A 26862-nucleotide genomic window follows, 5' to 3' on the forward strand; every position below is an offset into this window, starting at 1 on the left:
CCTGGGGAGGTCTTGGTGAGCGGCGGCCTGTACCGCAGCGCGCACGCCGCGCCCGACGGTGAGCCGGAGCCGTCCGACGGCGCCATGCTGATCTCCGTCGACGGCACGGGCACCGCCCTTCCCACCGCGGCCGCCGACCAGGCACTGCCCCCCGAGGTCATCCCGCCGGCAACCAGCGGACCGGCCGCCGGCACCGTCTACGGCAGCACCGTCTACGGCAGCACCAGCAGCGGCAGCGGCACTGTTTACGGCAGCAGCGCGGCCGGGCGGGTCGAGGGCACGGAACCCGGAGCGGACCCGGCCGGCGCGGCGGACGGCGAACGAAGCGCCGAGGAGAGCCGCAGCACGGCCGGCAACAGCGCCATCATGGCGGCCGGCAGCCTGGTCAGCCGCCTCATCGGCTTCGTCCGCAACATGCTCATCGGCATGACGCTCGGCAAGGCGATCGGTGACCCGTACACCAGCGCCCAGTTCCTGCCGATGCAGGTCTACGAGATGCTGCTCGGCGGCATCCTGTCCAGCGTCCTGATCCCCCTGCTGGTACGCCGCCGCAAGGCCGACCCCGACGGCGGCGAGCTCTTCACCCAGCGGCTGCTGACCCTGGCGGTGGTGGCGCTGGGCGCCGCGACGGTGCTGGTGACCGTGGGCGCGCCGGTGATCACCGCCATCCAGTCCAGCTCCCGGGCGACGGCCGGCTACCAGGATCTGGTCACGTCCCTGTCCTACCTGATGCTGCCGATCATCTTCTTCACCGGCCTGTCGGCGCTGATCGGCGCGGTCCTCAACGTCCGGGGGCACTTCGCCGCGCCGATGTGGGCGCCGATCCTCAACAACCTCGTGGTCATCGCGAGCTGCGGGGCGTTCGTCCTGTTCTACGGCACGGCGAAGGGGCTGACCCCGCAGGACATGACGCCCGGCCGGATCGCCCTGATCGGCGGCGGCACCCTGCTCGGCATGGTCGTGCAGGCGGCCGGCCTGCTGCCGGCCCTGCGCAAGGTGGGCTTCCGCTGGCGCTGGCGCTGGAACCCCGGGGCGCTCGGCCTCGGCGAGATCGGCGGGCTGGCCGGGTGGATGCTGGTGTACGTCGGCGTCAACCAGGTCTCGGTCTTCCTGGTCGCCCGGATACTGAGCGGCGTCGCCGGCGAGAACAACGCGAGCCTCGTGGCGTACAACAACGTCTTCCTGCTCACGATGATGGCGCACGGGATCATCGGGGTGTCCGTGATGACCGCCATGCTGCCCAAGATGAGCGCGGCCGCCGCCGAGGGCCGGTTCGCCGACGTCAGCGCCGACCTCAGCCGCGGGATCCGGCTCACCACGACGGCCCTCGCCCCGGTCTGCGTCGGGTACGGCGTCCTCGGCGTACCGATCGCGGTCACGCTCTTCCAGGGCGGCGCGTTCAGTTACGACCAGGCCTTCGCCACCGGTGGGGTGCTCGCCGTCGCCGCGTTCACGGTCATCCCGCTGTCCGTCAGCTACCTGTGCACCTATGCCTTCTATGCGCTGCAGGGCAACCGCACCGTCGCGCTGATCAACGTGCCGGTGGTCGCCCTGCGGATCGCCGGCTACCTCTTCGTCGCCACGGTGCTCGGTCAGGCGCTCACGGCGGCCGGCATGACCGCCGCCAACGCGGTCTCCTACCTGGTCTCGGCGGTGATCTCGCTGGCCGTGCTGCGCCGCCGGATCGGCCGGCTGAACCTCGGGTCGGTCGCGGGCGCTTTGCTGAAGGTGGTGGCCGCGGCGGCGGTCGCCACGGTGGCCGGGCTGGTGGTGGTGCATCTGCTGCCCGGGGGCGACACGCCCGGGCGTCTCGCGGCGGCGGCCCAGGTCGCGGTCGGGGGCGGGGTGATCATGCTGACCTACCTCGTGACGGCCGCGCTGCTCAAGGTCGAGGAGGTCCATCAGGTCATCGGGATGGTGCGGCGCAAAATCGGGCGTTGATCGCTGTGGACAACGCTGTGGATAACCCACTGAACAGCCGAATCCGCCACGCCGGGCGGCTCGGAGAACGCCCGCGTACGGCCTCGGACGGGTGCCGCGCGCGGGGATGACCTGTGGGACCGTGGGCGTGGGCGGGTAAGGTCGGGGGCAACACGTGCGGACCCACCGAGGGAGGTCGGGTGACCCAGGTCGGCGAAGGCCACGAGACCGCGGCCGACGAGGCCGGACCGGTCATGACCTTCGGTGCGCCCACCGTCGGCGAGATCCTGGCCGAGCGTTACCAGCTCGAGGAGCACGTCAACAACGACAGTGCGGGACGCCAGGTCTGGCGGGGCATCGACGTCATCCTCCGGCGGCCCGTCGCGGTCGTGCTCCGGCATCCGGGCGGCGAGTCCGCCGCCGAGATGCTCCAGGCGGCGGTCGACGCGAGCCGCGTGATCCACCCCAATCTGGTCGGCGTCTACGACGCCATCGACGAGGGCACCCGGGCCTACGTGGTCCGCGAGTGGGTCGACGGCGAGGCGCTGCGCGAGCTCGTCTCGCGGGAAGGCCCGCTCGACCCGGCGCGCGCCACGGCGATCGCGCACTCCATCGTCGACGCCCTCGCCGCCGTGCACGCCACCGGCATGGTCCACGGCAACGTGCACCCCGGCACGACCCTGATCGCCGACGACGGCCGGGTGGTGCTCGCCGACGCCCGGGCCGACTCCGCCGACAGCATCGAGTCCGACATCCGCGCGGTCGGCGGCATTCTCTACTACTCGCTGACCGGGCGCTGGCCGCACGCGGAGGCCGGCGCCTCCGCGCTGCCCGACGCCATGCGCGACGGCGCCGGCGCGGCCTCCACCCCGCGGCAGATCCGCGCCGGCGTCCCGGCCTATCTCGACGATCTGACCATGGACCTGCTCGACAAGGGCGTCGCGGCGCCCGAGGCCGATGCGCTCACCGCCGAGCTGGCCCGCCTGGACGCCGCCGACGAGGAATACGACGACGCCGGTCCGCTGCGCTTCACCCAGGGCACCGCCGCCGAGCCGGTCCGCAGCACCCGCAAGATCGTGGTGGGCGTCGCGGCGCTCGTCGTCATCGCGCTGATCGGCCTGGTCTTCGGGATCCGAGCGATCAGCAACTCGGCCAAGGAGCAGGCGCCGGAAAGCACGCAGGCCAACACCGCGCCGCAGAACGGCACCCAGGGCAACGGCTCCGGTCAGGGCAACACCGGCACCGGCGGGCAGGTCCGGAAGATCCCGCTGAACGAGAACATGGTCCGCATCGTCGACCCGCCCAAGGGCGAGCGCAACGACTCGGGCGAGGCCAAGTTCGCGGTCGACGACAGCAAGGAAACGGGCTGGGAGACCCAGCGCTTCAACACCTCCGACTTCGGCAACCTCAAGCGCGGCATGGGAGTGCTGATCAACCTCGGCACGCCACGCCACGTGAGCGACGTCCGGGTCGAGGCCTCCGCGCCGGGCATCGCCATGGACATCCGTACGGGCCTCAACGACCCGGGCGACACCTCGGAGGGCGACGAGCAGATCGTCAAGACCCTGTTCAAGAAGCTCGGCGACGGTGACACCCGAACGGACGGCACGAAGACGATCTTCCCGGTGTTCGACGCCGGCCAGACCTATCAGTACATACTGGTCTTCATCAGCGACCTGCCGCCGGCCGACGACGGCGAGGGCGGCTACAAGGTCAAGGTGACCGACATCGAGGTGTACGCCACCGACTGATCCCGGTCGTCCGCCAAGCCCTCCACCCGACGCACGGTGGGGGGCTTTCTCGTGCCGGCACCCCCCGTGGATCCCGCCCACGGCGCGGTGTCGCCCCCGCTGGCGGCGCGAGCACGCCGCGCCTCGGCTACATTGCTGGCGTGACTTCCGGCGACGCACTCGCTGCCGCGGACGGCTCCGCCCCGGCCGACGCCGAGCTGCTGCGCGCCCACGTCGACGGCGATCCCCACGCCTTCACCGAGCTGGTGCGCCGCCACCGGGACCGGCTCTGGGCCGTCGCCCTGCGCACGATCGGCGACCGCGAGGAGGCCGCCGACGCCGTCCAGGACGCGCTGTTGTCCGCGCACCGCAGCGCGGCCCGCTTCCGAGGCGAGTCCGCCGTCACGACGTGGCTGCACCGCATCGTGGTCAACGCCTGCCTCGACCGGATGCGCCGGCGCCAGGCCCACCCGACCGTGCCCCTGCCGGACGGTACGCACACCGACGACGGCGGGCCGGGCAGCCGTCCGGAGCCGGCGGCACCGGCACCGGACCACGACACCGCCCTCGTGGTCCGGGACGCGCTGGCCGCGCTCCCGCCGGAGCAGCGCGCCGCGCTCGTCCTCGTCGACGTGCAGGGCTACGCGGTCGTCGAGGCGGCCGAGATCCTGGGCGTCGCGGAAGGCACGATCAAGAGCCGCTGCGCCCGCGGCCGGGCCCGCATGGCGCTGGCCCTGGGACACCTGCGTACGGGTGCCGAGCCCAAGGCGCCCGGGAAGCGGTCGGCGAGCGGCCCGATGAACAGCTCGTTCGTCGCGGCCGAAAAGTCCGGGGGAGAAGACGGTCACGGTGGGAACCCCGGCGGTGCGGGGCGCGTCTCATCCGGATCGGGTGCGACCGTGCCGCTCCCGGGATCGAGGCCGCTTCCGGCCTCCGGTGACAGAGGAGAGCAGTCGTGACCGGGGCAGAGTTCAGCGAGGTCGACTTCGACCTGCTGGCCGACTACGTCGGTGGCGCGCTGGACGGCACGCCCGACGAGGCCGTGGTCTCCGCCCTCATCGTGGGACATCCCGCCTGGCGCCGGGCGCATGCCGAGCTGTCCGACGCCACCGCGGCCATGACCGCCGCCCTGGGGGCGTGGGGCGCCGAGCCGGAGCCGATGCCGGCCGACGTGGTCGCCCGGCTGGACGCCGCGCTGGCGATGGCGAGCGGCGGCACCGAGGCGACCACGGCGATAGGCAACGGACTGGTCACGGTCGGCTCCGACGCCGGGTCCACAAGCGCTGACGCCGGGCCGGTGAACGCTGACGGCGGGCCGGTGAACGCTGACGCCGGGCCGGTGAACGCTGACGCCGGGCCGGTGAACGCTGACGGCGAGCGGGTGCGAGCTGCGGCCGGGCCCGGGGGCGTCGAGGCCGGCGGTGCCGGTTCCGGGTCCGGGGACGTGGGGCCGGGTGGCGATGGTGTTGCTCCTGTCCGGCATCTGGTCGCCGTACAAGATGGTGAAGAGCGGTCCACGACGGCCCGGAAGCGGGCCCGGCGGATGAAGTGGGCCGCGCCGATCGGGATCGCTGCCGGCCTGGTGGCGTTCCTGGGGTTCGGCATCCCCCAGTTCGGTGCCGGGGATGCGCAGGAGGCGACCACGTCGGCGGGTTCGGCGGCCGATCAGGCGGCGCCCCAGGCCGAGCTGTTCGGGTTGCCGGCCGGGCCGGCGCGGGTGCTGGCCAGCGGCATCGACTACACCGACGAGACGCTCGCGCGGGGCGCGCCGGCGATGCCCGCGGCGGCCGGCGGGGAAAGCGGCGCTCCGCGGCCGCCCGGAACCCAGGCCGCGCCGCAGCCGGCCGGGTCGGAGGGTGAGGGCAAGGTGCGCGGCATGGCGGAGCCCAGCGCCGGCGCGATGATCGACAATGACGACCCGCTCCAGCGCCTCCGGGTGCAGGAGGCGCTGCTCGCCTGCATCGCCGCGATCTCCGAGGCCAACCGGGCCGGGGCGATCACCGCGCAGAGCCTCGACTATGCGCGCTTCGAGGGAGTCCCGGCGCTGGTCGTGCGGTTCACCGCGGGCAACGGGACGTGGGTCTGGGCGGCCGGGGCCGACTGCGGCACGCCCGGTTCCGGCGCCGACAGGCTCGGGGCCGTGAAGGTAGGCTGACCGGACGCCCGTCCGTCGTGAGGACCCCCACTATGCCGGGGCCCACAGGAGCATGACGCGGGGGAATGTTGCTCTCCTACGATGACGTTCTAGCGTGCGATGTCGCCGGTGCCCCGGCGAACCCCAGACTGAGGAGTCGGCAGTGGACGAGGTCCGAAACCTGATCATCATCGGCTCGGGACCCTCCGGCTACACCGCGGCGCTGTATGCGGCCCGGGCCAACCTCAAGCCGTTGGTCATCGAGGGTGTGCAGTCGGGTGGCGCGCTGATGACCACCACCGAGGTGGAGAACTTCCCCGGTCACCCCGAGGGCATCATGGGCCCGGAGCTCATGGACAACATGCGCAAGCAGGCCGAGCGGTTCGGCGCCGAGTTCATCACCGACGACGCGACCCGGGTCGAGCTGGGTGACAAGCCCACCGAGCCCGGCACCGAGGGCCTCAAGACCGTGTGGGTCGGCGACAAGCAGTTCTTCGCCCGCGCGGTGATCCTGTCCACCGGTTCGGCGTGGCGGCCCCTGGGTGTGCCCGGCGAGCAGGAGCTGCTCGGCCACGGCGTCTCGTCCTGCGCGACCTGTGACGGCTTCTTCTTCCGCGGCCAGCACATCATCGTGGTCGGCGGCGGCGACTCCGCGATGGAGGAGGCGACCTTCCTCACCCGCTTCGCCGAGAGCGTCACGATCGTGCACCGGCGCGACTCCTTCCGGGCCAGCAAGGTCATGCAGAAGCGGGCCCTCGACAACCCGAAGATCAAGGTCGAGTGGAACTCCGTGGTCGAGGAGATCCTCGGCGAGGACGGCAAGGTCGTCGGCGCCCGCCTTCGCGATGTGAACACGGGTGACACCAAGGTTCTCGACGTGACCGGCGTGTTCGTCGCCATCGGTCACGACCCCCGCAGCGAGCTGTTCAAGGGCCAGATCGAGCTGGACGACGAGGGTTACGTCAAGGTCGACCACCCGAGCACCCGGACGAACATCCCCGGCGTGTTCGCCGCCGGCGACCTCGTCGACCACACCTACCGTCAAGCCATCACGGCGTCCGGCACCGGCTGCGCGGCCGCGCTGGACGCCGAGCGCTTCATCGCATCGTTCATCGAGCTGTAGTTCGTCAAGCTGTAGACCAGGAGGTCCTAGTGGGAGCAACCAAGGCCGTCACCGACGCCACCTTCGCGAGTGACGTGCTGCAGTCCGACAAGGTGGTGCTTGTCGACTTCTGGGCCGAATGGTGCGCACCGTGCAAGAAGGTCGATCCGCTGCTCGCCGAGATCGCCACCGAGATGGGTGACAAGGTGGAGATCGTCAAGCTGAACATCGACGAGAACCCGGAGACGGCCCGCGCCTACCGGGTGATGTCGGTACCGACCCTCACCCTCTTCAAGGGCGGCGAGCCGGTGAACTCCGTGGCCGGCGCCAAGCCCAAGGGCGCGCTGGTGAGCTTCATCGAATCCGCGCTCTGAGCAGGAGATTTCCAACGCCCCGCGTCCCACCCGGATGCGGGGCGTTGCCCGTCGGGGGACGACGCACGGAGCCGGCATCGAGGCCGAGCCGCCCGGGACACCTGGGGGTACGCTCCGGGGGTTGTCCCCTTCACCTTCCCACTTCTAGGGAGCCGCGCGTGCGCTCGATCCGACGTGGAGACACCGGGCCGGCCGTCGAGGAGATCCGGTCGATCCTCGTAGAGCTCGACCTGCTGGAGATCGGCGACACCGAGTTCGACGACGCGACCGAAACCGCCGTACGGGCCTTCCAGCAGAGCCGCGGGCTCAGCGCCGACGGCGTCGTCGACACCGAGACCTGGATGGCGCTGGACGGCGCCCGCTGGAAGCTCGGCGCGCGCACGCTGTTCCACTCCGTGCCGACGTCACTGGTGGGGGAGGACGTCCGGGCCCTGCAGGAGCGGCTGCTCGAGATGGGCTTCGACACCGGCCGGGCCGACGCCATCTACGGTCCGCGCACGGCCCGGGCGGTCGCCCAGTTCCAGCGGGAGGTCGGCCTGACCCCGGACGGCTCCTGCGGCCCGCAGACCATGAAGGCGCTGCGCCGGCTCGGCCGCAAGGTCGTCGGCGGCCGCCCCAACTGGCTGCGCGAGGCCGAGGCGTTCCGGCAGTCCGGCTCCAGCCTCGTCGGCAAGACCATCGTCATCGACCCCGGCCACGGCGGGGAGAAGGACCCCGGGATCGTCGTGCCGGACGGGCAGCTGCGCTGGACCGAGGCCGACCTCGTGTTCGACATCGCCGCCCGCCTCGAAGGCCGCCTCGGCGCCGCCGGCATGCGCGTGCACCTCACCCGCGGCCCCAAGCCCGCCCAGACCATGTCCGGGCAGGAGCGGGCGACGCTGGCCAACAGCCTCGGCGCCGACCTGCTGATCTCCCTGCACCTGGAGGGGCAGGACTCGCCGTCGGCGGACGGGGTCTCGACCTACCACTTCGGCACCGGCACCGGCGCCACGTCGACGGTGGGGGAGCGGCTGGCCAACCTGGTCCAGCGGGAGATCGTCGTCCGCACCGGGATGCGGGACTGCCGCACCCATGCCAAGACGTGGGAGCTGCTCCGGCTCACCCAGATGCCGGCCGTCCACGTCGAGATGGGTTACCTCACCTCCCCGGTGGACCGGGAACGGCTGGTGGACCCGCTCTTCCGAGACCAGCTCGTCGAGGCGATCCTCGCGGCGGTGCAGCGGATGTACTACCCGGTCGAGGCGGACGTGCCCACGGGCTCGATCGACGTGCGGCAGCTCAGGCTCGCCCTGGCCTCCCGCAACACTCCCTAGCCCTCCGTGGAGGTCGTGGCGGTCACCGGGCGGACCGGGCGCAGCAGCGTCTCCGGGCTCATCGAGCCGAGCAGCTTCTCCAACGCGTACTCGACGTCCGACTTCCACGACAGGGCCGTGCGCAGCTCCAGCCGCAGCCGCGGATAGCGCGGATGCGGGCGTACGGTCTTGAAGCCCACCGACAGGAAGAAGTCGACCGGCGCGACGCAGCCCTCCTCGCCCTCGCCGGCCTCGCCGAACTTCGCGTCGCCGAAGGCCTCGATCGCCTTGACGCCCCGCTTCGTCAGATCGCGCGCCACGCCCTGCACCAGCATGCGCCCCAGCCCGCCGCCGGCGAACGCGGCCACCACGTGCGCGGTCATCAGCAGGGCCGCGTCGGCGCTGACCGGCGAGGTGGGGAAGGCCATCGAGCGGGGTACGTACGCCGGCGGGGCGAACATGACGAAGCCGGCCGGCATGCCGTCGACGTACGCCAGCTTGCCGCAGGAGCCCCACTCCAGCAGCGTCTGGGAGACCCACGCCTCCTTCTCGAGGCCGGGGTCGCCGGTGGCGCAGGCCCGCTCGGCGGAGACCGGATCCAGCTCCCAGTAGACACAGCCCCGGCACGGCCGGGGCAGATCTTCGAGCGTGTCGAGGGTCAGGTTGACCAGCCGTCGCGACATGGGCGGGACCCCTTGAGATCGGTGAGCTTTCCGGACTCGCGGCACGGTCCTGATCACGTGCTCGTCCGCGCCCCCGGTCGGATCCTACGCCGCAATCGCCTTGAACGGGAGCGGATCGGACTCCATCGGGTGTGCCACGCTCGAACCGTCAGACCTAACATTGACGCATGACTGGGACTACTCAAGACGACTACACCGATCGCTATGCGCGCCGCGTCCGCGGAATGACCACCTCGGAGATCCGCGCCCTCTTCGCCGTCGCCAGCCGTCCGGAGGTGGTCTCGCTCGCCGGCGGGTCGCCGTACGTCGCGGCGCTGCCGCTCGACGCGGTCGGCGAGATGATGGGACGGCTCGCGTCCGACCTCGGCACGACCAGCCTCCAGTACGGCATCGGCCAGGGCACGATCGAGCTCCGCGAGCGCATCTGCGAGGTGATGACGCTCTCCGGCATCGACGCCTCCACGGGTGCGTCCCCCGACGACGTGGTGGTGACCGTCGGCGGCCAGCAGGCGCTCGATCTGGTGGCACGGCTCTTCCTGGACCCGGGCGACGTGGTGCTCGCCGAGGGCCCGACCTACGTCGGCGCACTCGGCGTGTTCCAGGCCGCCCAGGCACAGGTGCGGCACATGGCCATGGACGCCGACGGCCTCGTCCCCGAGGCGCTCGAGGCGGCGATCGTGGAGGCCGGTGGTCGCGCCAAGTTCCTCTACACGATCCCGACCTTCCAGAACCCGGCCGGCGTCACCCTCTCCGACGAGCGCCGCGAGCGGATCCTCGACATCTGCGAACGGCACCGGCTGCTGGTGATCGAGGACGACCCGTACGGGATGCTGAGCTTCGAGGGTGAGGCGCCGCGGCCGCTGCGCGCCCGCCGCCGCGACGGCATCCTCTACCTCAGCACGTTCTCCAAGACCTTCGCGCCGGGGCTGCGGGTGGGCTGGATCCTGGCTCCGCACGCCGTACGGGAGAAGCTCGTCATGGCCAGCGAGGCGAACATCCTGTGCCCGAGCGCCTTCGCCCAGGGCGCCGTCACGCAGTATCTGTCGACCATGCCGTGGCGGGAGCAGATCAAGGCGTACCGCGAGATCTACCGCGAGCGCCGCGACGCTCTGCTCGACGCCCTCGCCGACCTGATGCCGGCCGGCACCACCTGGACGCGCCCCGGCGGCGGCCTCTTCGTGTGGGCCACCCTCCCCGAGGGCCTCGACTCGAAGGCGATGATGCCGCGCGCGATCGCCGCCCGCGTGGCCTACGTGCCCGGCACCGGGTTCTATGCGGACGGCACCGGCAGCGGCAACATGCGGCTCAACTTCTCGTTCCCGACGCCTTCCCGGATCCGCGAGGGCGTCCGCCGGCTCGCGGGCGTGATGGAGCAGGAACTCGCGATGCGAGCGGTCTTCGGCCCGACGACCCCCCACCGCCGTCGTGGCCCGGCCGCCGCGGACACCCCCGGTCCCGACTTGGCATGATCACCCCCATGGGTACGTCCACAGAACCGCACATCCTCGTCCTCGCCGGCGGCCTGTCCTACGAACGCGACGTGTCGCTGCGGTCGGGCCGCCGGGTCCTGGACGCGCTCCGAGCCGTCGGCATGTCGGCGGAACTGCGCGACGCCGACGTGACCCTGCTGCCGACGCTCCGGGACGACCCCCCGGACGCGGTGGTCATCGCCCTGCACGGCGCCACCGGTGAAGACGGATCGCTGCGCGGGGTCCTCGATCTGTGCGGGGTGCCGTACGTCGGTTGCACGGCGGCGGCATCCCGGCTCGCCTGGGACAAGCCGTCGGCCAAGTCGATGCTGCGCGAGCAAGGCATCCGTACGCCCGACTGGGTGGCGCTGCCGCACGACCGCTTCTCGGAGCTGGGCGCGGTCGCGGTTCTGGATCGGATCGCCGGCCGCCTCGGCCTGCCGCTGATGGTGAAGCCCGCCCAGGGCGGCTCGGGCCTCGGAGCGTCCGTCGTCCGCGAGGCGGCCGATCTGCCCGCGGCCATGGTGGGCTGCTTCGCGTACGACTCGACCGCGCTGGTCGAGAAGTACGTGCCGGGGATGGACGTGGCGGTGTCGGTGCTGGATCTGGGGGAGGGGCCGTTCGCCCTGCCGCCGGTGGAGATCGTGCCGAAGAACGGCGTGTACGACTACGCGGCCCGGTACACGGCCGGCCTGACGACCTGGCACACGCCGGCACGCCTTGATCCGTCGGTGGCGTCGGCGGTGGCGGAGACGGCGTTGGCGGCGCACCGGGCTCTGGGGCTGCGGGACCTTTCGCGGGTGGATCTCATCGTGGATGCGGAGGGTGTGCCGCATGTGCTGGAGGTCAATGTGTCGCCGGGGATGACGGAGACGTCGCTGTTGCCGTTGGCGGTGCAGGCCGGTGGGTTGGACTTCGGCAAGATGCTGGGGACTTTGGTGGGGCGGGCGGTCGCCCGCGGAAACGGTTGACCCTGCCGGCTCTCGTCAGCGCCACCGGGCGTCGTGGTGTTCGCTCTCTGCCGGCGCCGCCCCACCGGGCGTCATGGTGTTCCGGCGGGCGTCGTGGTGTTCCGGCGGGCGTCGTGGTGTTCCGGCGGGCGTCGTGGTGTTCCGGCGGGCGTCGTGGTGTTCCGGCGGGCGTCGTGGTGTTCCGGCGGGCGTCGTGGTGTTCCGGCGCTTTCTGCCGGCGCCGCGGCGCCCCTACCTGTCCCCGCCCCAGGGCCTGTCTTCAGTCCTAGGCCGCCTCCGCCCCTTGGCGTGATGCCTCTGCCGTCTTTCCCTGCCGCGCGGTGGGCTCCATCCCTCTAGACGGCGCCGCCGCCCAGAGCGTTGTTCTGTCCGGCAGCCGTCGCGCCGTCTCGTTTTCTTATCTCCGCGAATCACGACCGGCCGTTGTCGCCAGCCATCCTTCCGGTCGTGGTGACCGTCGCTTCATCTTCCGCAGCACGGCCGCCGTGACTGCCCGGCTCGATCGTTGCTTCGGGCTCCCCGTCCCGGCCGACCTCGCCGCCTGTCCCAAACTTTGCCGCATCTTCCCCGGCACAGTCGCCCCGACTGCCAGTCCCGATCGTCGCTTCGGGCTCCCCGTCCCGGCCACCGCCGCGGGATGTCCCGACCGTTGCCTCGACGTCCCCGGCACGGCCGCCCTGACCGCCCGGTCCGATCGTTGCTTCGGGCTCCCCGTCCCGGCCACCCCCGTGGGATGTCCCGACCGTTGCCCCGACGTCCCCGGCCCGACCCGCGTTCGGACCGGCCTCATCTTCTGCGCCGACCTCTGGGGCCGTCCCGACGACCGTTCCGTCTGGGCCGACCGTCCACTCTCGGTTGGCGGTGTCCTCCGCCGGATCGGCCGTCGACTCGCCGTCGGACTCTGTGCGGGGAGAGGCGTTGACGGTCTCGCCGAACGTGGCCGGCGCCTGCCAATGAATGTGCGGTGGCTCGGCAATCGCGCGACCGCCGAACTCTGCGAGCCAGGCCGCGACGAGAGCGAGGTCCTCCCGCCATTTCTCCTCCGGGACGGCAGGCAGGATGTCGTCCCAGAGCGGAAGGAAGCCGCCCCGAAGTTGAAGGCGCCCGTAGGGGCGGGACGAGAACCGCACGTGGAGGTGCGCCGATCGGTCGCCGGACCAATCGAGGTGCACGCGAGCGACTCCATCGAGAGAGCGGATCGCCCGCTCCAGGCGGACGGTCATGACGCCAAGCTCGGCGGCGAGGAGGTTGGGGAGGTCGCCGAGGTCGAGGTGTGACCGGCATTCGAGGACGAGAACCATGGGCAGGCCGGCCGGCCGATCCATCGCCCGTACCCGCCAGCGCTCACTGACCCAGACGCACGACTCGTCGGCGGTGTTGCAGGCTGTGCATTCTGCGGCGTCTTCGCCGTCGCGCGGGGGCTCGACATCAACGGGGGGATCGAGCTGCCTGACCCGCATGTCGCCCTCAAAGGGGAAGGAGGTCCAGCGGGCGAGGTCCGGAAGCGGGGAGGGGTTCTCAGACACGACGCCGACCCTAGTGCAGGAGACGACGCACTGTCCCGGGTCAATTTCTCGCCGACCGCCGTTCCGCGGTGCAGCTCCCCGGAGGCGTCGACCACACCGCCGCTGTTTGCCAACTAGGCGAGTTCCGGACGTAGACACCGGTCACCGCAACGGAGCTGAACACCTTCACCAAAGTTATCCACAGAAGTTATCCACAGCCCGCCTCGTTTCACGTGAAACACCACGTGACAGCCGTGCCAGCCCTGTGGATACTGCCGTGGAAAACGTCCGCCACATCGGCGGTGTTTCACGTGAAACGAGCGGCCTCCCATCATCAACAGGCCCAACACACACCTTGTGGATACTGCCGCCGACCGATCCCTTGCCGGCCGGTGCGAGGTTCTGCCGCGCAACGCACCCCCCGCACAACGCACCCCCGCGCAAGGCACCCCCGCGCAACGCACTGCCACGCACCGCACTGCGGCACTCTCGACACGGGCCGCCACCGCCGCGATGTCGTCATGGACCGCGGTGTCGCCAGACAAGGAGCATGCCATCCAGCAATGGGGGCAAGGTCATTGCCTGTGCGGGACCGCGCCTTGGCTGAGCCGGCGAGCGATCCGAGGGCGCCGCGCTAGTGACGGCGGACCGCCGCGCCCGCCTCCTGTCTCCGGAGGCGGGCCCGTGCCGACCAATGCGGCGTTCGAATACCCGCGAGCTCTCGGTCGAACTGACGCGCTGTTTCACGTGAAACCCGGCACCCGGCACCCGGCACCCGGCACCCGGCACCCGGCACCCGGCACCCGGCACCCGGCACCCGGCACCCGGCACCCGGCACCCGGCACCCGGCACCCGGCACCCGGCACCCGGCACCGAGGAGTTTCACTCCTTGGTCTCGATCGCGAAAGTGGCTGGTCGGATAGTCACACCACTGCCGCTGCGCCAAGCGTGCCGGCGCTGTTTCACGTGGAACACCCTCAGCACAAAAACCGAGTGGGGAAGCGCACGGGCGCATGGCTCGACAACCTTGCCCGTTCCCCCGAAACCCAGCTCGGCATCGAGGCCCATGCCGGCATCTTGGCCGGTCAAGGTGACCTCTTGGGCAGGCCCTGACCACCGGAAGCCGGAATGGGGCTGGCGCTCGCGCTCCGCCCAATGGGCGCTATCTACAACCGCGTTCGCCGGACTGGCACCCGGCGCACGAGCGCCAGCCGCGCTCTCGACGAACCACACCCGGCGCTAGGCGCCTTGGGACTTGCCGCAGGTGCACCAGGGCACAGCCGTGGCAACCGCGCCACGCTTTTCGGATCCTGTGCTCTGCCTGCGCCCCTGTCCGCGGCCCTGCTCCGCCCCGATGCCCCTGCCCGTGCCGTCGCCCGTGTCGTGCCTCGGTGCAGCGCCACGGTGCGCCACCGCACCGGCCATCCCCGCCTGCCGCAGGACAAACTGCGGACACGTCACGGGATGCCCGAGGCGGCCGCCGCACCGTGTCCCGTGCCTGCTGCCCGTGCCTTGCCCCGTGACCGGCCCAGTACCCCGCCCGCGCTCGCCCTCGCTCTCGCATCCCTGCCCCGTAGAGCCGGGGTGACGGCCCGACGACGGCTAAGGGTGCCGTCAATCGAGCCATTCGAGGCGGATCGGTTTCACGTGAAACGCGGGCTCCGGGCTCCGGGCTCCGGGCTCCGGGCTCCGGGCTCCGGGCTCCGGGCTCCGGGCTCCGGGCTCCGGGCTCCGGGCTCCGGGCTCCGGGCTCCGGGCTCCGGGCTCCGGGCTCCGGCAGAGTCTGCCCGGCCGGCGTTTCAGTTGAAACCCTCGCTCAGCCACCGGCGAAGAAAACATGCCGGGATGCAAGTGATGGCCAGTCCGTCTCTCGGAACGGCATTCCAACCTCGACCGACTCGTCGAACCGCAATACGCGGCGCCATGGCACTCACGCACAACAGCTCGTTCTGAGCGGCACGGCAGGAGATCAGGATCGGCAGCACACTTGAGGAGCAGGAGGGCTGACCGTGGTGTCCGGACGGGCCGTGGAGGCGGAGTTGGCTTTGCAGGAGGAAAGCCTCCATGACGCTCTCTGTCCGCTCGCAACTGCTGGAGGGGCGGGTGGGCGCTGCTGGACGCCTAGACGACGCCCGGTTCGCACTCTACGGCTCGGCGCCGATGAGGTGGCAGCGATCTGGCCCCTGGTGTCCGGAGGGGCCTAACGTCGGGGACCCCGCACGAAGTCTTCGTTCTGCACCGTCCGAGCGAACCCGCGACCACCCCGTGCCAGAGCCGAGGTGGCGAAGGGACCGGCGACACGACGGCGTGCGGGTCGCGGTAGCCGTTGCTCGGCACTGTTAACACACTTCCGGCTTGTGCACTTCCACGATGCGATGCGTCCGCAAAGGGAATTCAGACCCGAGTTCCTTGGGCACAGCAAATATGATCATTACTCATGTTGCTCCATGAAAGGCCCTCAAACGGCGGTGATCGCGCCAAATTCGGCCAATGTTGGCGTTCGGTTTCCGGCAGCGCCGGAAATCCTGGCGGACCAAAATCCCAGGAGAATCGTTCTGACAGAACCGGTTCGCGGGGTCTGGCCGGGTCTGGCCGTCCACTCCACCTTCCGACGACGGCTACCGGACCGCCCCTGAATATGAAGAAGGCACGTGATCCGCCGAATCACGTGCCTGTCCGTCATGGTGCAGCCGCCGGCCGTAAACCGGGTGAGACGCTCCGAAGATGCTCATCCTCGGACAACGAGAACGCGCCGCGAATGAATCAGTAACCCGGGCCGATAGAGACCAGTCCCGGCCCGCAGCTGGACTGCCGATCCGGCCGGACTACCTCAATCTGCAGATCCCGCGCCGCCCTCGTCCTCCACACCGATCATTCCGACGATGCGCTCCAGATCGTCCACCGTCGCGAACTCGATCGTGATCTTGCCCTTGTTCCGGCCGATGTCGACCTTCACCCGGGTGTCGAAGCGATCCGAGAGGCGATCCGCGAGATCGTTCAGCGCCGGCGCGTGGACCTTGGCCCGGCGAGTCGGCGCGGACTTCTTGACCGGCCCGTCCGCGATGGCGAGCGACACGAGCTCTTCCGTGGCGCGTACGGAAAGACCCTCGGCCACGATGCGGAGCGCGAGTTGCTCCTGCGCGTCGCTGTCCTCCAAGCCCAGCAGGGCGCGGGCGTGGCCGGCCGACAATACGCCGGCGGCGACGCGACGCTGCACGGGCGCGGGGAGGTTGAGGAGCCGTATGGTGTTCGAGATCTGCGGGCGGCTGCGGCCGATCCGGCGGGCCAGTTCCTCGTGGGTCGCGCCGAACTCGTCGAGGAGCTGTTGGTACGCCGCCGCCTCTTCCAGCGGGTTGAGGTTGGCGCGGTGGATGTTCTCCAGGAGCGCGTCGCGGAGCATCGCGTCGTCGCGGGTCTCGCGGACGATCGCGGGGATCGTTTCCTTGCCCACCGCTTGGGCGGCGCGCCAGCGGCGCTCGCCCATGACCAACTCGTACGTGCCGTCGCCGATGTCGCGGACGACGATCGGCTGCAGGAAACCGACCTCTTGGATCGAGGTCTTCAGCTCCTCCAGCGCCTCCTCGTCGAAGACGTGCCGCGGTTGCTTCGGGTTCGGCACGATCGCGGTGACCGCGAGCTCGGCGAATCGGGCTCCCGGCACCGGTGCCAAGCCGTCGTCGACGGGCTCCGGCTCGGGCACAACGGGAGCCGAGGCCGGCGTCGGCTCGATTGGCGGAGCCGGCTCCGCGGATGCCGAGAACTGCGCCGGGGCCGGCGCGGCGGCTGGTGGCGGCGTGTCGTCGACAACCGTCGTACTGGCCGGCGGCGCGGTGGGGATCAGTGCCCCCAGGCCGCGGCCGAGGCCACCCCGTGGACGGTTCTTCATGCCGTGCCTCCCGTGTTGACCCCGCGCATAGCGATCTCCAGAGCAGCCTCGAAGTAGCTCGTGGCGCCCCGCGAACCCGGATCGTAGGTCATCACGGACTGGCCATAGCTCGGCGCCTCCGACACCCGTACGTTGCGGGGAATCACCGCCTCGAGCACCTTGGCGCCGAAGTGGTTGCGCACGTCCTGCTCGACGGCGTCCGCCAGGCGGGTACGACGGTCGTACATGGTCAGCAGGATCGTGGAAACGTCGAGCACCGGGTTGAGGTGCTGCCGGACCAGGTTGATGTTGTTGATGAGTTGGTTCAGGCCTTCCAGCGCGTAGTACTCACACTGGATGGGGATCAGGACCTCCTGCGCCGCGCAGAGGGCGTTGACCGTGAGCAGGCCCAGGGACGGCGGGCAGTCGATGAAGACGTAGTCGAACTTCTCCGGGTGCGCGGCGATCGCCCGGGCCAGCCGCGACTCACGCGCGACGACCGACACGAGCTCGATCTCCGCGCCCGCCAGGTCGATGGTGGCGGGTACGCAGAACAGGTTCGGGATACCTTCGACCGGCTGCGCCACCTCGGCGAGCGGCACGTTGTCGATCAAGCAGTCGTAGACGTCGGGCACACCGGCGTGGTGCGGCACGTTCAGACCGGTGGACGCGTTGCCCTGGGGATCGAGGTCGACGACGAGTACCCGGTTTCCGTGCAGCGCGAGGGCCACGGCCAGATTCACCGTCGTGGTCGTCTTGCCGACGCCACCCTTCTGGTTCGCTACGCAGAGGACGCGCGGTTGGTCCGGACGCGGCATGGTGATCTCGCCGCTCGGATTGAGGATCTGCACAGCTCGCAACGCTTCCATGGCGAGCGGCGGATCGTCCTCATCCCGGCCCGGCGTTTCACGTGAAACATGCTCGCCTGCCGAAGGGCCGCCCGTCTGCTGCTCCGTCGCCACGTCGGCCGCGGCGCCCACGCCGGGTGCCGAACCCGAGGTCGGAGGAGCACCGCCGGCCGCCGGGCCGGAGGCAGGCGGAGCACCCGATCCGGGCGTCGAGTTCGAGGGTGAAGAGCCATCCAAGCCAGGCGCGGTGGGGGAGGCGCCACCCAAGTCGGACGCCGAGCTGACCGGCACACCGGTCACTGAAGATGTCGACCCCCGCGCACCCGAAACCGCAGAGGCCGCATAGGAACCAGAGGCCGACGCAGCCGACACCGCCGACACTCCAGGCGACCCCGACACCGGCGCATCCGATACCCCCGCCGACCCCGACACCGGCGCACCCGACACGGCGGACACCGCGGTAGACCCAGACACCGGCGCACCCGACACAGACCCCGGATTCGCCGACGGAGAGGTGGGGCGCCCTGCGTAATCCTCACCGGTCCGCAGCGACATCGCCGCAGCCGACGGTACGGGGGCAGACCCCGAGATAGGAGCAGCGGGTGGGCCGGAGCGAGGCACGGGGGCGGGGTGCCGCGGCTCGGAGGAACCGGCTTCCGGATTGTTCACGGGGGTTCCGTACACCTGCCCGCCGTTGCCGGTCCGCGGCTGAGGTACGCCCTGATCCCCACTGTTGAAGCTCACACTCAGGCTTCCGCTCCGTTCAGGCCCGGCTTGCGGATCGGTTTCACGTGAAACACCGTCCCAGCCGGGATCGCCGTCAGGGCCCCTGCCATACTCATGCACCGTTTTATCCCTGCCTGGTTGGATGGAGTCGGCACCGCGAGCGTGCGGTCCGGCAGGAAACGGTGGCGCAGCCGCGCTCACCGTCCGGTCCACACTATCGACGCGCGGCCAGCCTACGGCCGCCGGGCGAGCGTTGCCACGGTTGTCCGCCACTTGAGTCGAGACCGACAGGATTGGGGACGCCTCGAAGGTCATGAATCCGGGTACGAGACGCAGCGTGGCGCCGTACTCCCGGACTCGATCGGGCCAACCGAGTCCGGAAGCCGACCGCCGAGCGGGGGACAGGACCAGCTCCGCATGCTGTTGATCGCTGCGCGAAGCCGCCAGTCCGGGGGAGGAGCAGGGACCGATTTCGCCCACACTCCGCGGCGCCGCGCCATGGACGTCACCACCCACACCGTGCGGCACGTTCCGCGGCTCCGACCCAACAACCTCACCACCCGCAGAGTGAGACATCGACCGCGGCGCCGAACGAGCGAACTCACCACGCGCAGGCTGGGCAACGGACGGCGGTGCAGACCGACCCCGCTCGCCGGGTGCGGCCTGAGGCACAGACGGTGGAGCCAGCTCGGCATGTGAGGTCTGAAGCACAGACGCCGGAGCCAGCTCACCACGCGAAGCCTGACGCACAGACGCCGGAGCCAGCTCGCCACCCCAGGCCTGACGCACAGACGGCGGCGCAGATCGAGCCAGCTCACCACGTGAAGCAGCGGGAACAGGCCAGTCGATGACGGAAGGCACGGCACCAGCCGAGGCACCACCAGGCGACGCAGCAACAGCCGAGGCACCACCAGGCGATACCTCCGCAGCGGAAGCGGAACCGACGCTCTCGGCGGGCCGGCGCTCCGGTTCCCAGGCCCCGGGCCGCGGCGACGGCCGTGGGAGTTTCCCGGATCGTTTCCGCGCGCCCCGCCTGGCCATCTATCCCCTCCGCGATCTCCTCTTCCCGGACCCGCGCCCACCGGCGTCGCCGGCGGAGCGCCCCGGGGCGGCCGCCCGCTTGGACGACCTCGGCCGTGACGACACGACATCGCGTTCCCGCACGATCTCCACGACCGTGGACGGCGGGTCGATCAGACCGGCCCCGCAGGTCCGGACGACCGGCTCACCTCCGCCGAGACGGGCGACCGCAGCGCGGTGCTCCGCCACCTCTTCGTCGGCCGAGGCGCCCTTGAGCGCGAGCAGCCGGCCGCCGACGGCGGCGAGGGGCAGGCACCAACCGGCGAGCCGGTCCAGCGGCGCCACAGCGCGGGCGGTGACGACATCGGCGGGGGCGGGGGGTCCACCGGCGAGGTCTTCCGCTCGTCCCCGGACGACCGTGACGGTCGCGTCGAGGCCGAGCGCTGTCACCGCTTCGGACAGGAAAGCGGTACGTCGTGCCAGCGGCTCGACCAGCGTGATCGTGAGATCGGGTCGGGCCACTGCCAGCACGATACCGGGCAAACCGGCACCAGACCCCACGTCAATCACCGAAGCGCCTATAGGGATGATCTCGGACATAACACCGCAGTTGATCAGGTGCCGTTCCCACAGGCGTGGCGCCTCGCGGGGGCCGATCAGACCCCGCACGACGCCGTCGGTGGCGAGGAGCTCGGCATAGCGTCCCGCCAGCGCCAGCCGCTCGCCGAAGACGGCCTCGGCGGCGGCGCGATGCTCGACGGCGGGCTCGGAAGAAGAGGCAACGCCGGGCTCCGGAGAAGCAGTCCCGGGCTCGAGCGAAGAGGCAACCCCGGGCTCAAGAGAAGAAGCAACCTCGGGAACGAGAGAAGAAGACGCAGGAGCGGGAGACGAAGACGGCCCGGGCACCGAAGTACCCGAGCCGCCGTCCCCCGCACCGAGGCGGGACTCAGTCATGACGCCGATTCACTCAGCCGGCCGGACGACGATGCGCCGGTTCGGCTCCACGCCCTCCGACTCGCTCTCCACGCCGGCGATCGCGTTCACCACGTCGTGCACGCACTTGCGCTCGAAGGCCGACATCGGCTCCAGGCGTACGGTGTCGCCGTGCTCCTTGACCTTCTCGACCGCGTTCCGGGCGACCGCCGTGAGCTCCTTGCGACGGGTCGCGCGGTAGCCGCCGATGTCCAGCAGCAGCCGGCTGGGTGAGCCGGTCGCGCGGAAGATGGCCAGGCGGGTCAGCTCCTGCAGCGCCTCCAGCGTCGCGCCGCGCTGGCCCACGAGCGGCTGCAGCCGGCCGCCGACGACCTCGACCATCGGCCGGCCGCCCGACACGAGCTCGTCGATGTCGCCGTCGTAGTCGAGGATGTCGAGCAGACCCTCCACGTAGTCGGCGGCGATCTCGCTCTGCCGGAACAGGTCGGAGTCGGAGGTCACGCTCTCCGACTTCTTGGTCTCCTCCGTACCGGTCGGCTCCGGGGTCGCGGCGGTCGACTCCTCGGCGCTGGGAGTGCTGGTGTCGGTCACGGTCTCATCTCCGTACTCTCGTGCCGGACCTGCGCGGTCCGCTGTTTCCCGTGCCTGCGTCGTCCGTCACCGGCACGGGGAGGTCTTTGCCGCCGCCCTCCGGGCCGCGCGCGGCCCGGGCCGGTGGCCGGGGCCGCTGCTGCGTTCCGCCGGAGGGCGCAACGGCGCGTCATCCCTTGGGTTTGTTGGCGGGCCTGGCGCCCTTCTTCGGGTTCACCGGCTTGGCGCCGGGCTTGGGTGCGAGCGCCTTGGTGTCCACGACCGGGCTCTGCGGCTCCGGCTCGGCCTGCTTACGACCGAACAGGCCGCGGGAGGCGGGCTGCACCGGGTTGGCGCCGCCCTTGGCCGCCGCGCCGCTCGCGGGGCGCGCGGCGGAGCCGGACTTGGCGTTCGCCATCTGCGGCGGCGGGAACTTGCGGAGCACCCACTGCTGCTGGGCCAGGCTGAACAGGTTGTTGGTGACCCAGTAGATGACCACGCCGATGGGGAACAGCGCGCCGGAGATGAGCAGCGACGCGGGGATGCCGTACAGCATCAGGCGCTGGATCATCTTCTGCTGCGGGTCCTCGGCCCAGCCGGTCTTGAGGATCATCTGGCGGCTGGTGAGGTACGTGGTCGCCATCATGATCAGGACCAGGACCCCGGCGATGATCTTCACCGTCGCGCCGCTGCTGGCGCCCAGCTGCTGCAGGTCGGCGCCCGAGGAACCGAACTGGGCGGGCAGGGGGGCGGTGAAAAGCTTGGCGGCGGTCGCCGAGTGGAACTGCTCGGCGGTCCAGCCGTACAGGGTGGTGTTGGTCTTGTCCGGGCTGAGCCGGCGCAGCACGTGGAAGAGGCCCAGGAAGACGGGGATCTGCAGGAACATCGGAAGGCAGCCCATGAGCGGGTTCGCCTTCTCCGTCCGGTACAGCTCCATCATTTCCTTCTGGAGCGTCTCGCGGTCACCCTTGTGCTTCTCCTGCAGCTCCTTGACCTTGGGCTGCAGCGCCTGCATCGCCCGCTGGGACTTGATCTGCTTGACGAAGACCGGGAAGAGGATGACGCGCAGCGTCACCACGAGGAAGACGATCGCGAGGATCCACGACCAGTTGGTGCCGAGCACCGGAGTTTCCGGAATGCCGATGCTGTCCCACAGGGCATGCCAGCGCAGGAGGATCCACGAAATGGCGTAGTAGATCCAGTCGAGACTCAATTCATGCTCCAGTCATCGGCAGAACGGTGACGGATCGGGTCGGGCACCGGGTCGAACCCGCCAGGGTGGAAAGGGTGGCAGCGCAGCAGCCGCCAGATCGCCAGGCCGGTCCCGTGGAGCGCGCCGTGCTTCGCGAGCGCCTCCTGGGCGTACGCGCTGCACGTGGGGTAGAACCGGCAGCGAGCCGGCAGAGCCGGGCTCAAATAACGACGGTACGCGACGACCGCCGCCGTCAGCAGCCGGGCGAGCGGTGTCATCGCCGCCGCCGGGGTGAGCGCGCGGCGGCCAGAGCGGAGTCGAGGTCGGCGCCGAGGGTCTCGGACGACGCGGCCGCGGCGGCCGGCAGCGCGCGCACGACGAGCGACGCGCCCGGGGGCAGCGTGCTCAGCCGCGGGCGGACCAGGTGACGCAGCCTGCGGCGGACCTTGTTGCGCACCACCGCGTTGCCCACCGCCTTGGACACGACAAAGCCGGCGCGCGCCTCGGAGGCTTGCGCCGGCTCATCGACGAGCAGATGGACGACCACGGTGCCGCGGCCGGCGCGGCGGCCGCCGCGAACCGCTGCGGCGAAGTCGGAGCTACGCCGCAGTCGTTGCGCAGCGGCCAGCACGACTACCTGGCATCCGACCCGGCCCGCGTCGGCTCAGGCCGACAGCTTGCCGCGGCCCTTGGAACGGCGGGAAGCGAGGATGGCGCGGCCGGCCCGGGTGCGCATGCGCAGCCGGAAACCGTGGGTCTTGGCGCGCCGGCGGTTGTTCGGCTGGTAGGTGCGCTTGCTCACGTCAGAACTCCGTCTTCGTACTACGGCCAGGGGGCATCAGCTGCAAGACGCCACTTTAGCAGAGCGCGGCGGAGCAACCGCTCGACCCTACGCAGGGGTCCAGCGGTGGTCAACCACCCGACCGGCGGCGCGCCGACGGGGGATGTCGTCCGTCACTCACGCCGGTCGTTGCGCGTACGGAATGAATCTTTTCGTGCCAGGAGCGGTCCGGGGTGGGTACCGCCGGTTGATGCGGACCCAGCCACGCTGTTAGCGTGCCCGTTTGCTGGTCTTCAGCGCTGTTCGCCAACCGTCTTGGCCCGGTCCCGAGAGGAACCGACGCGGCGGTGAATCGTTCGGCACGGTGAGCCTGTTTTCCCGCGCCAGCACAGGCTCCGGGAAGTCTGCCGACCATCCGGCCGGGGAGCGACCGCCGACGAGTGCACAGGTTGTGGATAACCTGTGGACAGCCGGTGGCGCCGTGCATGTTCAGCACGTTGAATGTGCTGGGTTGGGGGGAGCCGGTCCGTCACCCGTACGGGTGACGGCAGGCAAGGGCGGAAGCCGAACAAGGCCACCGGGGCCGGTGGCGATGGGGGTGGCGCGGCGGTGGCCGATACGGTCGACCTGGGCGGGGTCTGGGCTGCGGCGACGGACGAGCTGGCGGACGAGATCGCGTCCGCGCAGCAGCGTGCGTACCTGCGCCTGACCCGCCTGCGCGCCATCGTCGAGGACACTGCGCTGCTCTCCGTGCCGGACACCTACACCCGGGACGTGATCGAGTCCCGGCTCCGGCTCGCGATCACCGAGGCTCTCTCCCGCCGGCTCGGCCGCCCGATCCAGGTCGCCGTGACCGTCCGCCCGCCCGAGGACGGCTCCGGCCGCCCCGGCACCGTCTACGGCAACCCGCCGCCCGAGCCGTCGGCGCCCCCGCCGGCCCACTACTCCGAGGCCCCGCCCCCGCCGTACCCGGATCGTTATCCACAGCCCACCGCCTACAGCGACCCGTACGAGCAGGAGGAAGCGCCGACCGGGTCGGCGCAGGCGCCGTTCACCCGCGGCGTGCCGGCGGCGCGCGACGGCCAGGACGCGCTCTTCGCCGCGCCGCTGCCGATGGGCCAGCCCGAGCCGGCCAAATCCGCCCTCGCCGAGGAAAAGAAGGCGAAGGCCGAGCCGCCGCGGCAGCTCCCGCACTTCGGTGACGCCCCGAACGAGCCCGGCGGGCACCGGATGGCGACCGAGCCGGCCCAGCTGCGCGAGAACCAGCGCCATCCGGACGACCGCCCCGCCCTGGTCGGCCAGGACCGCCGCGACGACACGCTGCAGATGCGCCACGGCGGCGACAACGGCCCGGGCCGCACCCCGCTCGACATGCGCGGCGCGCCGGCCGGCGCCCGCCCCGGCGGCAACGACGGCAACCGGCTCAACCCGAAGTACATGTTCGAGACGTTCGTCATCGGCTCGTCCAACCGCTTCGCCCACGCGGCGGCGGTCGCGGTCGCCGAGTCGCCGGCGAAGGCGTACAACCCGCTGTTCATCTACGGCAGCTCCGGGCTCGGCAAGACCCACCTGCTGCACGCGATCGGCCACTACGCGACGACGCTCGGCCACGCGCGCAGTGTGCGCTACGTCTCCACCGAGGAATTCACCAACGACTTCATCAACAGCCTGCGCGACGACAAGACCCAGGCCTTCCAGCGCCGCTACCGCGACGTCGACATCCTGCTGATCGACGACATCCAGTTCCTGGAGAACCGCGAGCGGACCCAGGAGGAGTTCTTCCACACCTTCAATACGCTGCACAACGCCAACAAGCAGATCGTGATCAGCTCGGACCGCTCCCCGCGCCAGCTGGCGACCCTCGAAGACCGCATGCGCACCCGATTCGAGTGGGGCCTGCTCGCCGACATCCAGCCGCCCGACCTGGAAACACGCATCGCGATCCTGCAGAAGAAGGCCGCCCAGGAGCGCATGTACGCCCCGGACGACGTCCTGGAGTTCATCGCGAGCCGCGTCTCCAACTCCATCCGCGAACTGGAGGGCGCACTCATCCGGGTGACCGCGTTCGCCAGCCTCACCCGCAGCTCGGTCCAGCTCTCCCTCGCCGAGGAAGTGCTGCGCGACTTCATGCCCGACGGCGCCGGCCCGGAGATCACCGCCGACCAGATCATGGTCTCGACCGCCGACTACTTCGGCGTCAGCCTCGAGGATCTGCGCGGACACTCCCGCTCCCGCGTCCTGGTCAACGCCCGCCAGGTGGCGATGTACCTGTGCCGCGAACTGACCGACCTGTCCCTGCCCCGCATCGGCCAGGCCTTCGGCGGCCGCGACCACACCACGGTCATGCACGCCGACCGCAAGATCCGCCAGCACATGGCGGAACGGCGCTCCCTCTACAACCAGATCGCGGAACTCACCAACCGCATCAAACAGAACACCTGAAACGGCATCAACAACACCTAAACCGCTTCTTCGGTACGGCCGCACCCGAACCCAACCGCAGCAGCGTGGCAGGGCGCCTCACGTCCGCCGGACCGAGCCACTCCAGGCCGTCCCCTGCCGCCGGCCATAGTCAGCCAGGTCGTCCCCGGGCCGTCCGCCCCTTACCGGCCGCCGAGCCACTCCGGGCCACCCGACCACTCGGGGTTCCCACTGTCTGTCCAGGCGGCTCAGCTGAACGCGTCCCCGCCGAGCCGCTGCCGGACGCCGAGCCACCCCGGGCCGCCGAACCGCTGGCGACCGCCGGGCCACTCCGGCGGGGGAGCCGCTCCAGGCCGCCGGGCCGCTCGCGCCCATCGACCCGCTAGCCACCAGCGGACCGTGACAGCCGGACTTCGTGATCGACAAGCCGGTGGTGGACCGCGAAGGGCCGTGACGCGGCCCGCCGTGAGACCAACGGGATGGGCTCACCGGGAGCCGGGCTCGCCTGCGTGGGTTCTCCACAGGCGGCAGGTCCCCAACCCCATCCCACGACGGCTCTTTGTCCTGGTCAGCGCGCTCTGAGCCCGCACGCGCCGCGACTTGTCCACAGGACGTCGCGCCGAAGGCGAGCGCGAAGCAGGAATGATCTCGCCTCCGCCACGCCGCCCACCTCGGTAGCAATCGGGGGACCGGCTCATGCACAGGGGCGGTTTGTCAACGTCGGGACGTGACTGTTTCGTGCCAACGTTTTCCACACTAATCCACAGCTCTTCACAGGCTCCATCCCCAACAGTGGACAACGGCCGAGGCCGCTCCTCACAGATGTGGAGAAGTCCTGGGGAAATCGATGTGGACAGACACGGAGCGTCACATCTGTCCCCACACCCTGTGGACGGGTGTGGATTTCCTGTTGAAGGTTCTGGGGACGACGAGTCGACGGCGTCCCGGCGTTATCCCCAGGCCGGGGGACAAACCCCGTGGATATCCGGTGGATAACCGGTGGACGACGGTGGACAACCTCCGCCGTCTCGGCGACTGTGGACACGGACCCCGGGTTATACCCCGGTTGCCCACATGTGAATCACCGGTGGATAACCCTCTGACCTGCACAGACGCGAGTTCTCCACACTGTGCACAGGCCCGATGATTACGACTGATATCTCTCTCGGAAAATCCAAAAGGCAATCACCAGCGTTGGGGAAGGTGTGGACGAGCCGCTCGCGGCCCGATCCACCCCTGGCTTGATCAGACCCGCACCGGGGGCCGGGCGGACGGGGCACCCACCCGCGCCATAGAGTTCAGTGGGCTCATCAGCACATCCGAAGT

21 protein-coding genes are annotated in these 26862 nt (G+C 70.7%); 10 read left to right on the forward strand and 11 right to left on the reverse strand.

Annotated features, from left to right (window positions below):
- Positions 1-15 precede the first annotated feature (15 nt).
- From murJ to IEY99_RS06400, 7 genes are all read left to right on the forward strand, one after another.
- Positions 16-1941 (forward strand): murein biosynthesis integral membrane protein MurJ, encoded by a 1926-nt coding sequence (gene murJ, locus IEY99_RS06370; protein ID WP_189200134.1) that lies wholly within the window; start codon positions 16-18, stop codon positions 1939-1941.
- A gap of 179 nt (positions 1942-2120) precedes the next feature.
- The gene (locus tag IEY99_RS06375) at positions 2121-3671 is read left to right on the forward strand and encodes a protein kinase family protein (RefSeq protein ID WP_229798172.1); all 1551 of its coding nucleotides are present in this window, start codon (positions 2121-2123) and stop codon (positions 3669-3671) included.
- A 140-nt stretch (positions 3672-3811) separates the two neighbouring features.
- Positions 3812-4609 (forward strand): RNA polymerase sigma factor SigM, encoded by a 798-nt coding sequence (gene sigM, locus IEY99_RS06380; protein ID WP_189200135.1) that lies wholly within the window; start codon positions 3812-3814, stop codon positions 4607-4609.
- Complete coding sequence (locus tag IEY99_RS06385) at positions 4606-5805, forward strand: RsmA family anti-sigma factor (protein WP_189200137.1); 1200 nt, start codon at positions 4606-4608, stop codon at positions 5803-5805. Before sigM ends, IEY99_RS06385 begins: the two co-directional genes overlap by 4 nt.
- Positions 5806-5947: 142 nt before the next feature.
- The gene (gene trxB, locus IEY99_RS06390) at positions 5948-6907 is read left to right on the forward strand and encodes a thioredoxin-disulfide reductase (RefSeq protein ID WP_189200139.1); all 960 of its coding nucleotides are present in this window, start codon (positions 5948-5950) and stop codon (positions 6905-6907) included.
- A gap of 29 nt (positions 6908-6936) precedes the next feature.
- The gene (gene trxA / locus IEY99_RS06395) at positions 6937-7260 is read left to right on the forward strand and encodes a thioredoxin (RefSeq protein WP_189200141.1); all 324 of its coding nucleotides are present in this window, start codon (positions 6937-6939) and stop codon (positions 7258-7260) included.
- Positions 7261-7418: 158 nt separating this feature from the next.
- A complete protein-coding gene (locus IEY99_RS06400; RefSeq protein WP_189200143.1) occupies positions 7419-8573 on the forward strand; it encodes an N-acetylmuramoyl-L-alanine amidase in 1155 nt (384 codons plus the stop codon).
- Here the strand turns inward: IEY99_RS06400 and IEY99_RS06405 are convergent.
- Positions 8570-9235, reverse strand: coding sequence for a GNAT family N-acetyltransferase (locus tag IEY99_RS06405; RefSeq protein WP_071810095.1), 666 nt, complete (start codon positions 9233-9235; stop codon positions 8570-8572). The two genes, IEY99_RS06400 and IEY99_RS06405, sit on opposite strands and share 4 nt — an antisense overlap.
- 167 nt (positions 9236-9402) lie before the next feature.
- Here IEY99_RS06405 and IEY99_RS06410 point away from each other — a divergent pair, with 167 nt between their 5' ends.
- Together IEY99_RS06410 and IEY99_RS06415 are read left to right on the forward strand one after the other, a co-directional pair.
- Positions 9403-10704, forward strand: a complete 1302-nt coding sequence (locus tag IEY99_RS06410; protein WP_189200145.1) for an aminotransferase-like domain-containing protein — start codon at positions 9403-9405, stop codon at positions 10702-10704.
- A gap of 8 nt (positions 10705-10712) precedes the next feature.
- Positions 10713-11675, forward strand: a complete 963-nt coding sequence (locus IEY99_RS06415) for a D-alanine--D-alanine ligase family protein (protein ID WP_189200147.1) — start codon at positions 10713-10715, stop codon at positions 11673-11675.
- 410 nt (positions 11676-12085) lie between these two features.
- Here the strand turns inward: IEY99_RS06415 and IEY99_RS34035 are convergent, their stop codons facing one another.
- The 10 genes from IEY99_RS34035 to rpmH all read right to left on the reverse strand — a co-directional run bounded on the left by IEY99_RS34035 (position 12086) and on the right by rpmH (position 23136).
- Complete coding sequence (locus IEY99_RS34035) at positions 12086-13135, reverse strand: hypothetical protein (protein ID WP_229798259.1); 1050 nt, start codon at positions 13133-13135, stop codon at positions 12086-12088.
- A gap of 927 nt (positions 13136-14062) precedes the next feature.
- On the reverse strand, positions 14063-14248 hold the full coding sequence (locus IEY99_RS06425) for a hypothetical protein (protein WP_189200149.1): 186 nt from the start codon (positions 14246-14248) through the stop codon (positions 14063-14065).
- A 1762-nt stretch (positions 14249-16010) separates the two neighbouring features.
- Positions 16011-17066, reverse strand: coding sequence for a ParB/RepB/Spo0J family partition protein (locus tag IEY99_RS06430; protein ID WP_189200151.1), 1056 nt, complete (start codon positions 17064-17066; stop codon positions 16011-16013).
- Positions 17063-18193 carry a ParA family protein gene (locus IEY99_RS06435; protein WP_308427015.1) on the reverse strand — a complete coding sequence of 377 codons (1131 nt, stop codon included), beginning with the start codon at positions 18191-18193 and terminating at the stop codon, positions 17063-17065. The genes IEY99_RS06430 and IEY99_RS06435 overlap by 4 nt, the downstream gene beginning before the upstream one ends.
- A gap of 1467 nt (positions 18194-19660) precedes the next feature.
- Positions 19661-20593: a 16S rRNA (guanine(527)-N(7))-methyltransferase RsmG gene (gene rsmG / locus IEY99_RS06440; RefSeq protein ID WP_229798173.1), complete on the reverse strand. Its 933-nt coding sequence runs from the start codon at positions 20591-20593 to the stop codon at positions 19661-19663.
- Between the two features lie 9 nt (positions 20594-20602).
- Positions 20603-21163 (reverse strand): Jag family protein, encoded by a 561-nt coding sequence (locus IEY99_RS06445; protein ID WP_189200153.1) that lies wholly within the window; start codon positions 21161-21163, stop codon positions 20603-20605.
- A gap of 169 nt (positions 21164-21332) precedes the next feature.
- Positions 21333-22355: a membrane protein insertase YidC gene (gene yidC / locus IEY99_RS06450; protein WP_189200155.1), complete on the reverse strand. Its 1023-nt coding sequence runs from the start codon at positions 22353-22355 to the stop codon at positions 21333-21335.
- The gene (gene yidD, locus IEY99_RS06455) at positions 22352-22612 is read right to left on the reverse strand and encodes a membrane protein insertion efficiency factor YidD (RefSeq protein WP_189200157.1); all 261 of its coding nucleotides are present in this window, start codon (positions 22610-22612) and stop codon (positions 22352-22354) included. Before yidD ends, yidC begins: the two co-directional genes overlap by 4 nt.
- A complete protein-coding gene (rnpA, locus tag IEY99_RS06460; protein WP_189200158.1) occupies positions 22609-22965 on the reverse strand; it encodes a ribonuclease P protein component in 357 nt (118 codons plus the stop codon). Before rnpA ends, yidD begins: the two co-directional genes overlap by 4 nt.
- 33 nt (positions 22966-22998) lie before the next feature.
- Positions 22999-23136, reverse strand: a complete 138-nt coding sequence (gene rpmH, locus IEY99_RS06465) for a 50S ribosomal protein L34 (protein WP_071803970.1) — start codon at positions 23134-23136, stop codon at positions 22999-23001.
- A 588-nt stretch (positions 23137-23724) separates the two neighbouring features.
- On the opposite strand from rpmH, the gene dnaA reads away from it, so the two are divergent.
- Complete coding sequence (gene dnaA / locus IEY99_RS06470) at positions 23725-25557, forward strand: chromosomal replication initiator protein DnaA (protein ID WP_189200160.1); 1833 nt, start codon at positions 23725-23727, stop codon at positions 25555-25557.
- The last annotated feature ends 1305 nt before the right edge of the window (positions 25558-26862 follow it).

This window comes from Couchioplanes azureus (assembly GCF_014648355.1).
Classification (GTDB): Bacteria; Actinomycetota; Actinomycetes; order Mycobacteriales; family Micromonosporaceae; genus Actinoplanes; species Actinoplanes azureus.

What these genes read in the sequence shown, in the direction of transcription:
- IEY99_RS06405 (WP_071810095.1), bottom strand. Translation starts at nt 9,235, where the DNA reads ATGTCGCGACGGCTGGTCAACCTGACCCTCGACACGCTCGAAGATCTG.
- IEY99_RS06410 (WP_189200145.1), top strand. Translation starts at nt 9,403, where the DNA reads ATGACTGGGACTACTCAAGACGACTACACCGATCGCTATGCGCGCCGC.
- IEY99_RS06415 (WP_189200147.1), top strand. Translation starts at nt 10,713, where the DNA reads ATGGGTACGTCCACAGAACCGCACATCCTCGTCCTCGCCGGCGGCCTG.
- IEY99_RS34035 (WP_229798259.1), bottom strand. Translation starts at nt 13,135, where the DNA reads ATGCGGGTCAGGCAGCTCGATCCCCCCGTTGATGTCGAGCCCCCGCGC.
- IEY99_RS06425 (WP_189200149.1), bottom strand. Translation starts at nt 14,248, where the DNA reads ATGGGCCTCGATGCCGAGCTGGGTTTCGGGGGAACGGGCAAGGTTGTC.
- IEY99_RS06430 (WP_189200151.1), bottom strand. Translation starts at nt 17,066, where the DNA reads ATGAAGAACCGTCCACGGGGTGGCCTCGGCCGCGGCCTGGGGGCACTG.
- rsmG (WP_229798173.1), bottom strand. Translation starts at nt 20,593, where the DNA reads ATGACTGAGTCCCGCCTCGGTGCGGGGGACGGCGGCTCGGGTACTTCG.
- yidD (WP_189200157.1), bottom strand. Translation starts at nt 22,612, where the DNA reads ATGACACCGCTCGCCCGGCTGCTGACGGCGGCGGTCGTCGCGTACCGT.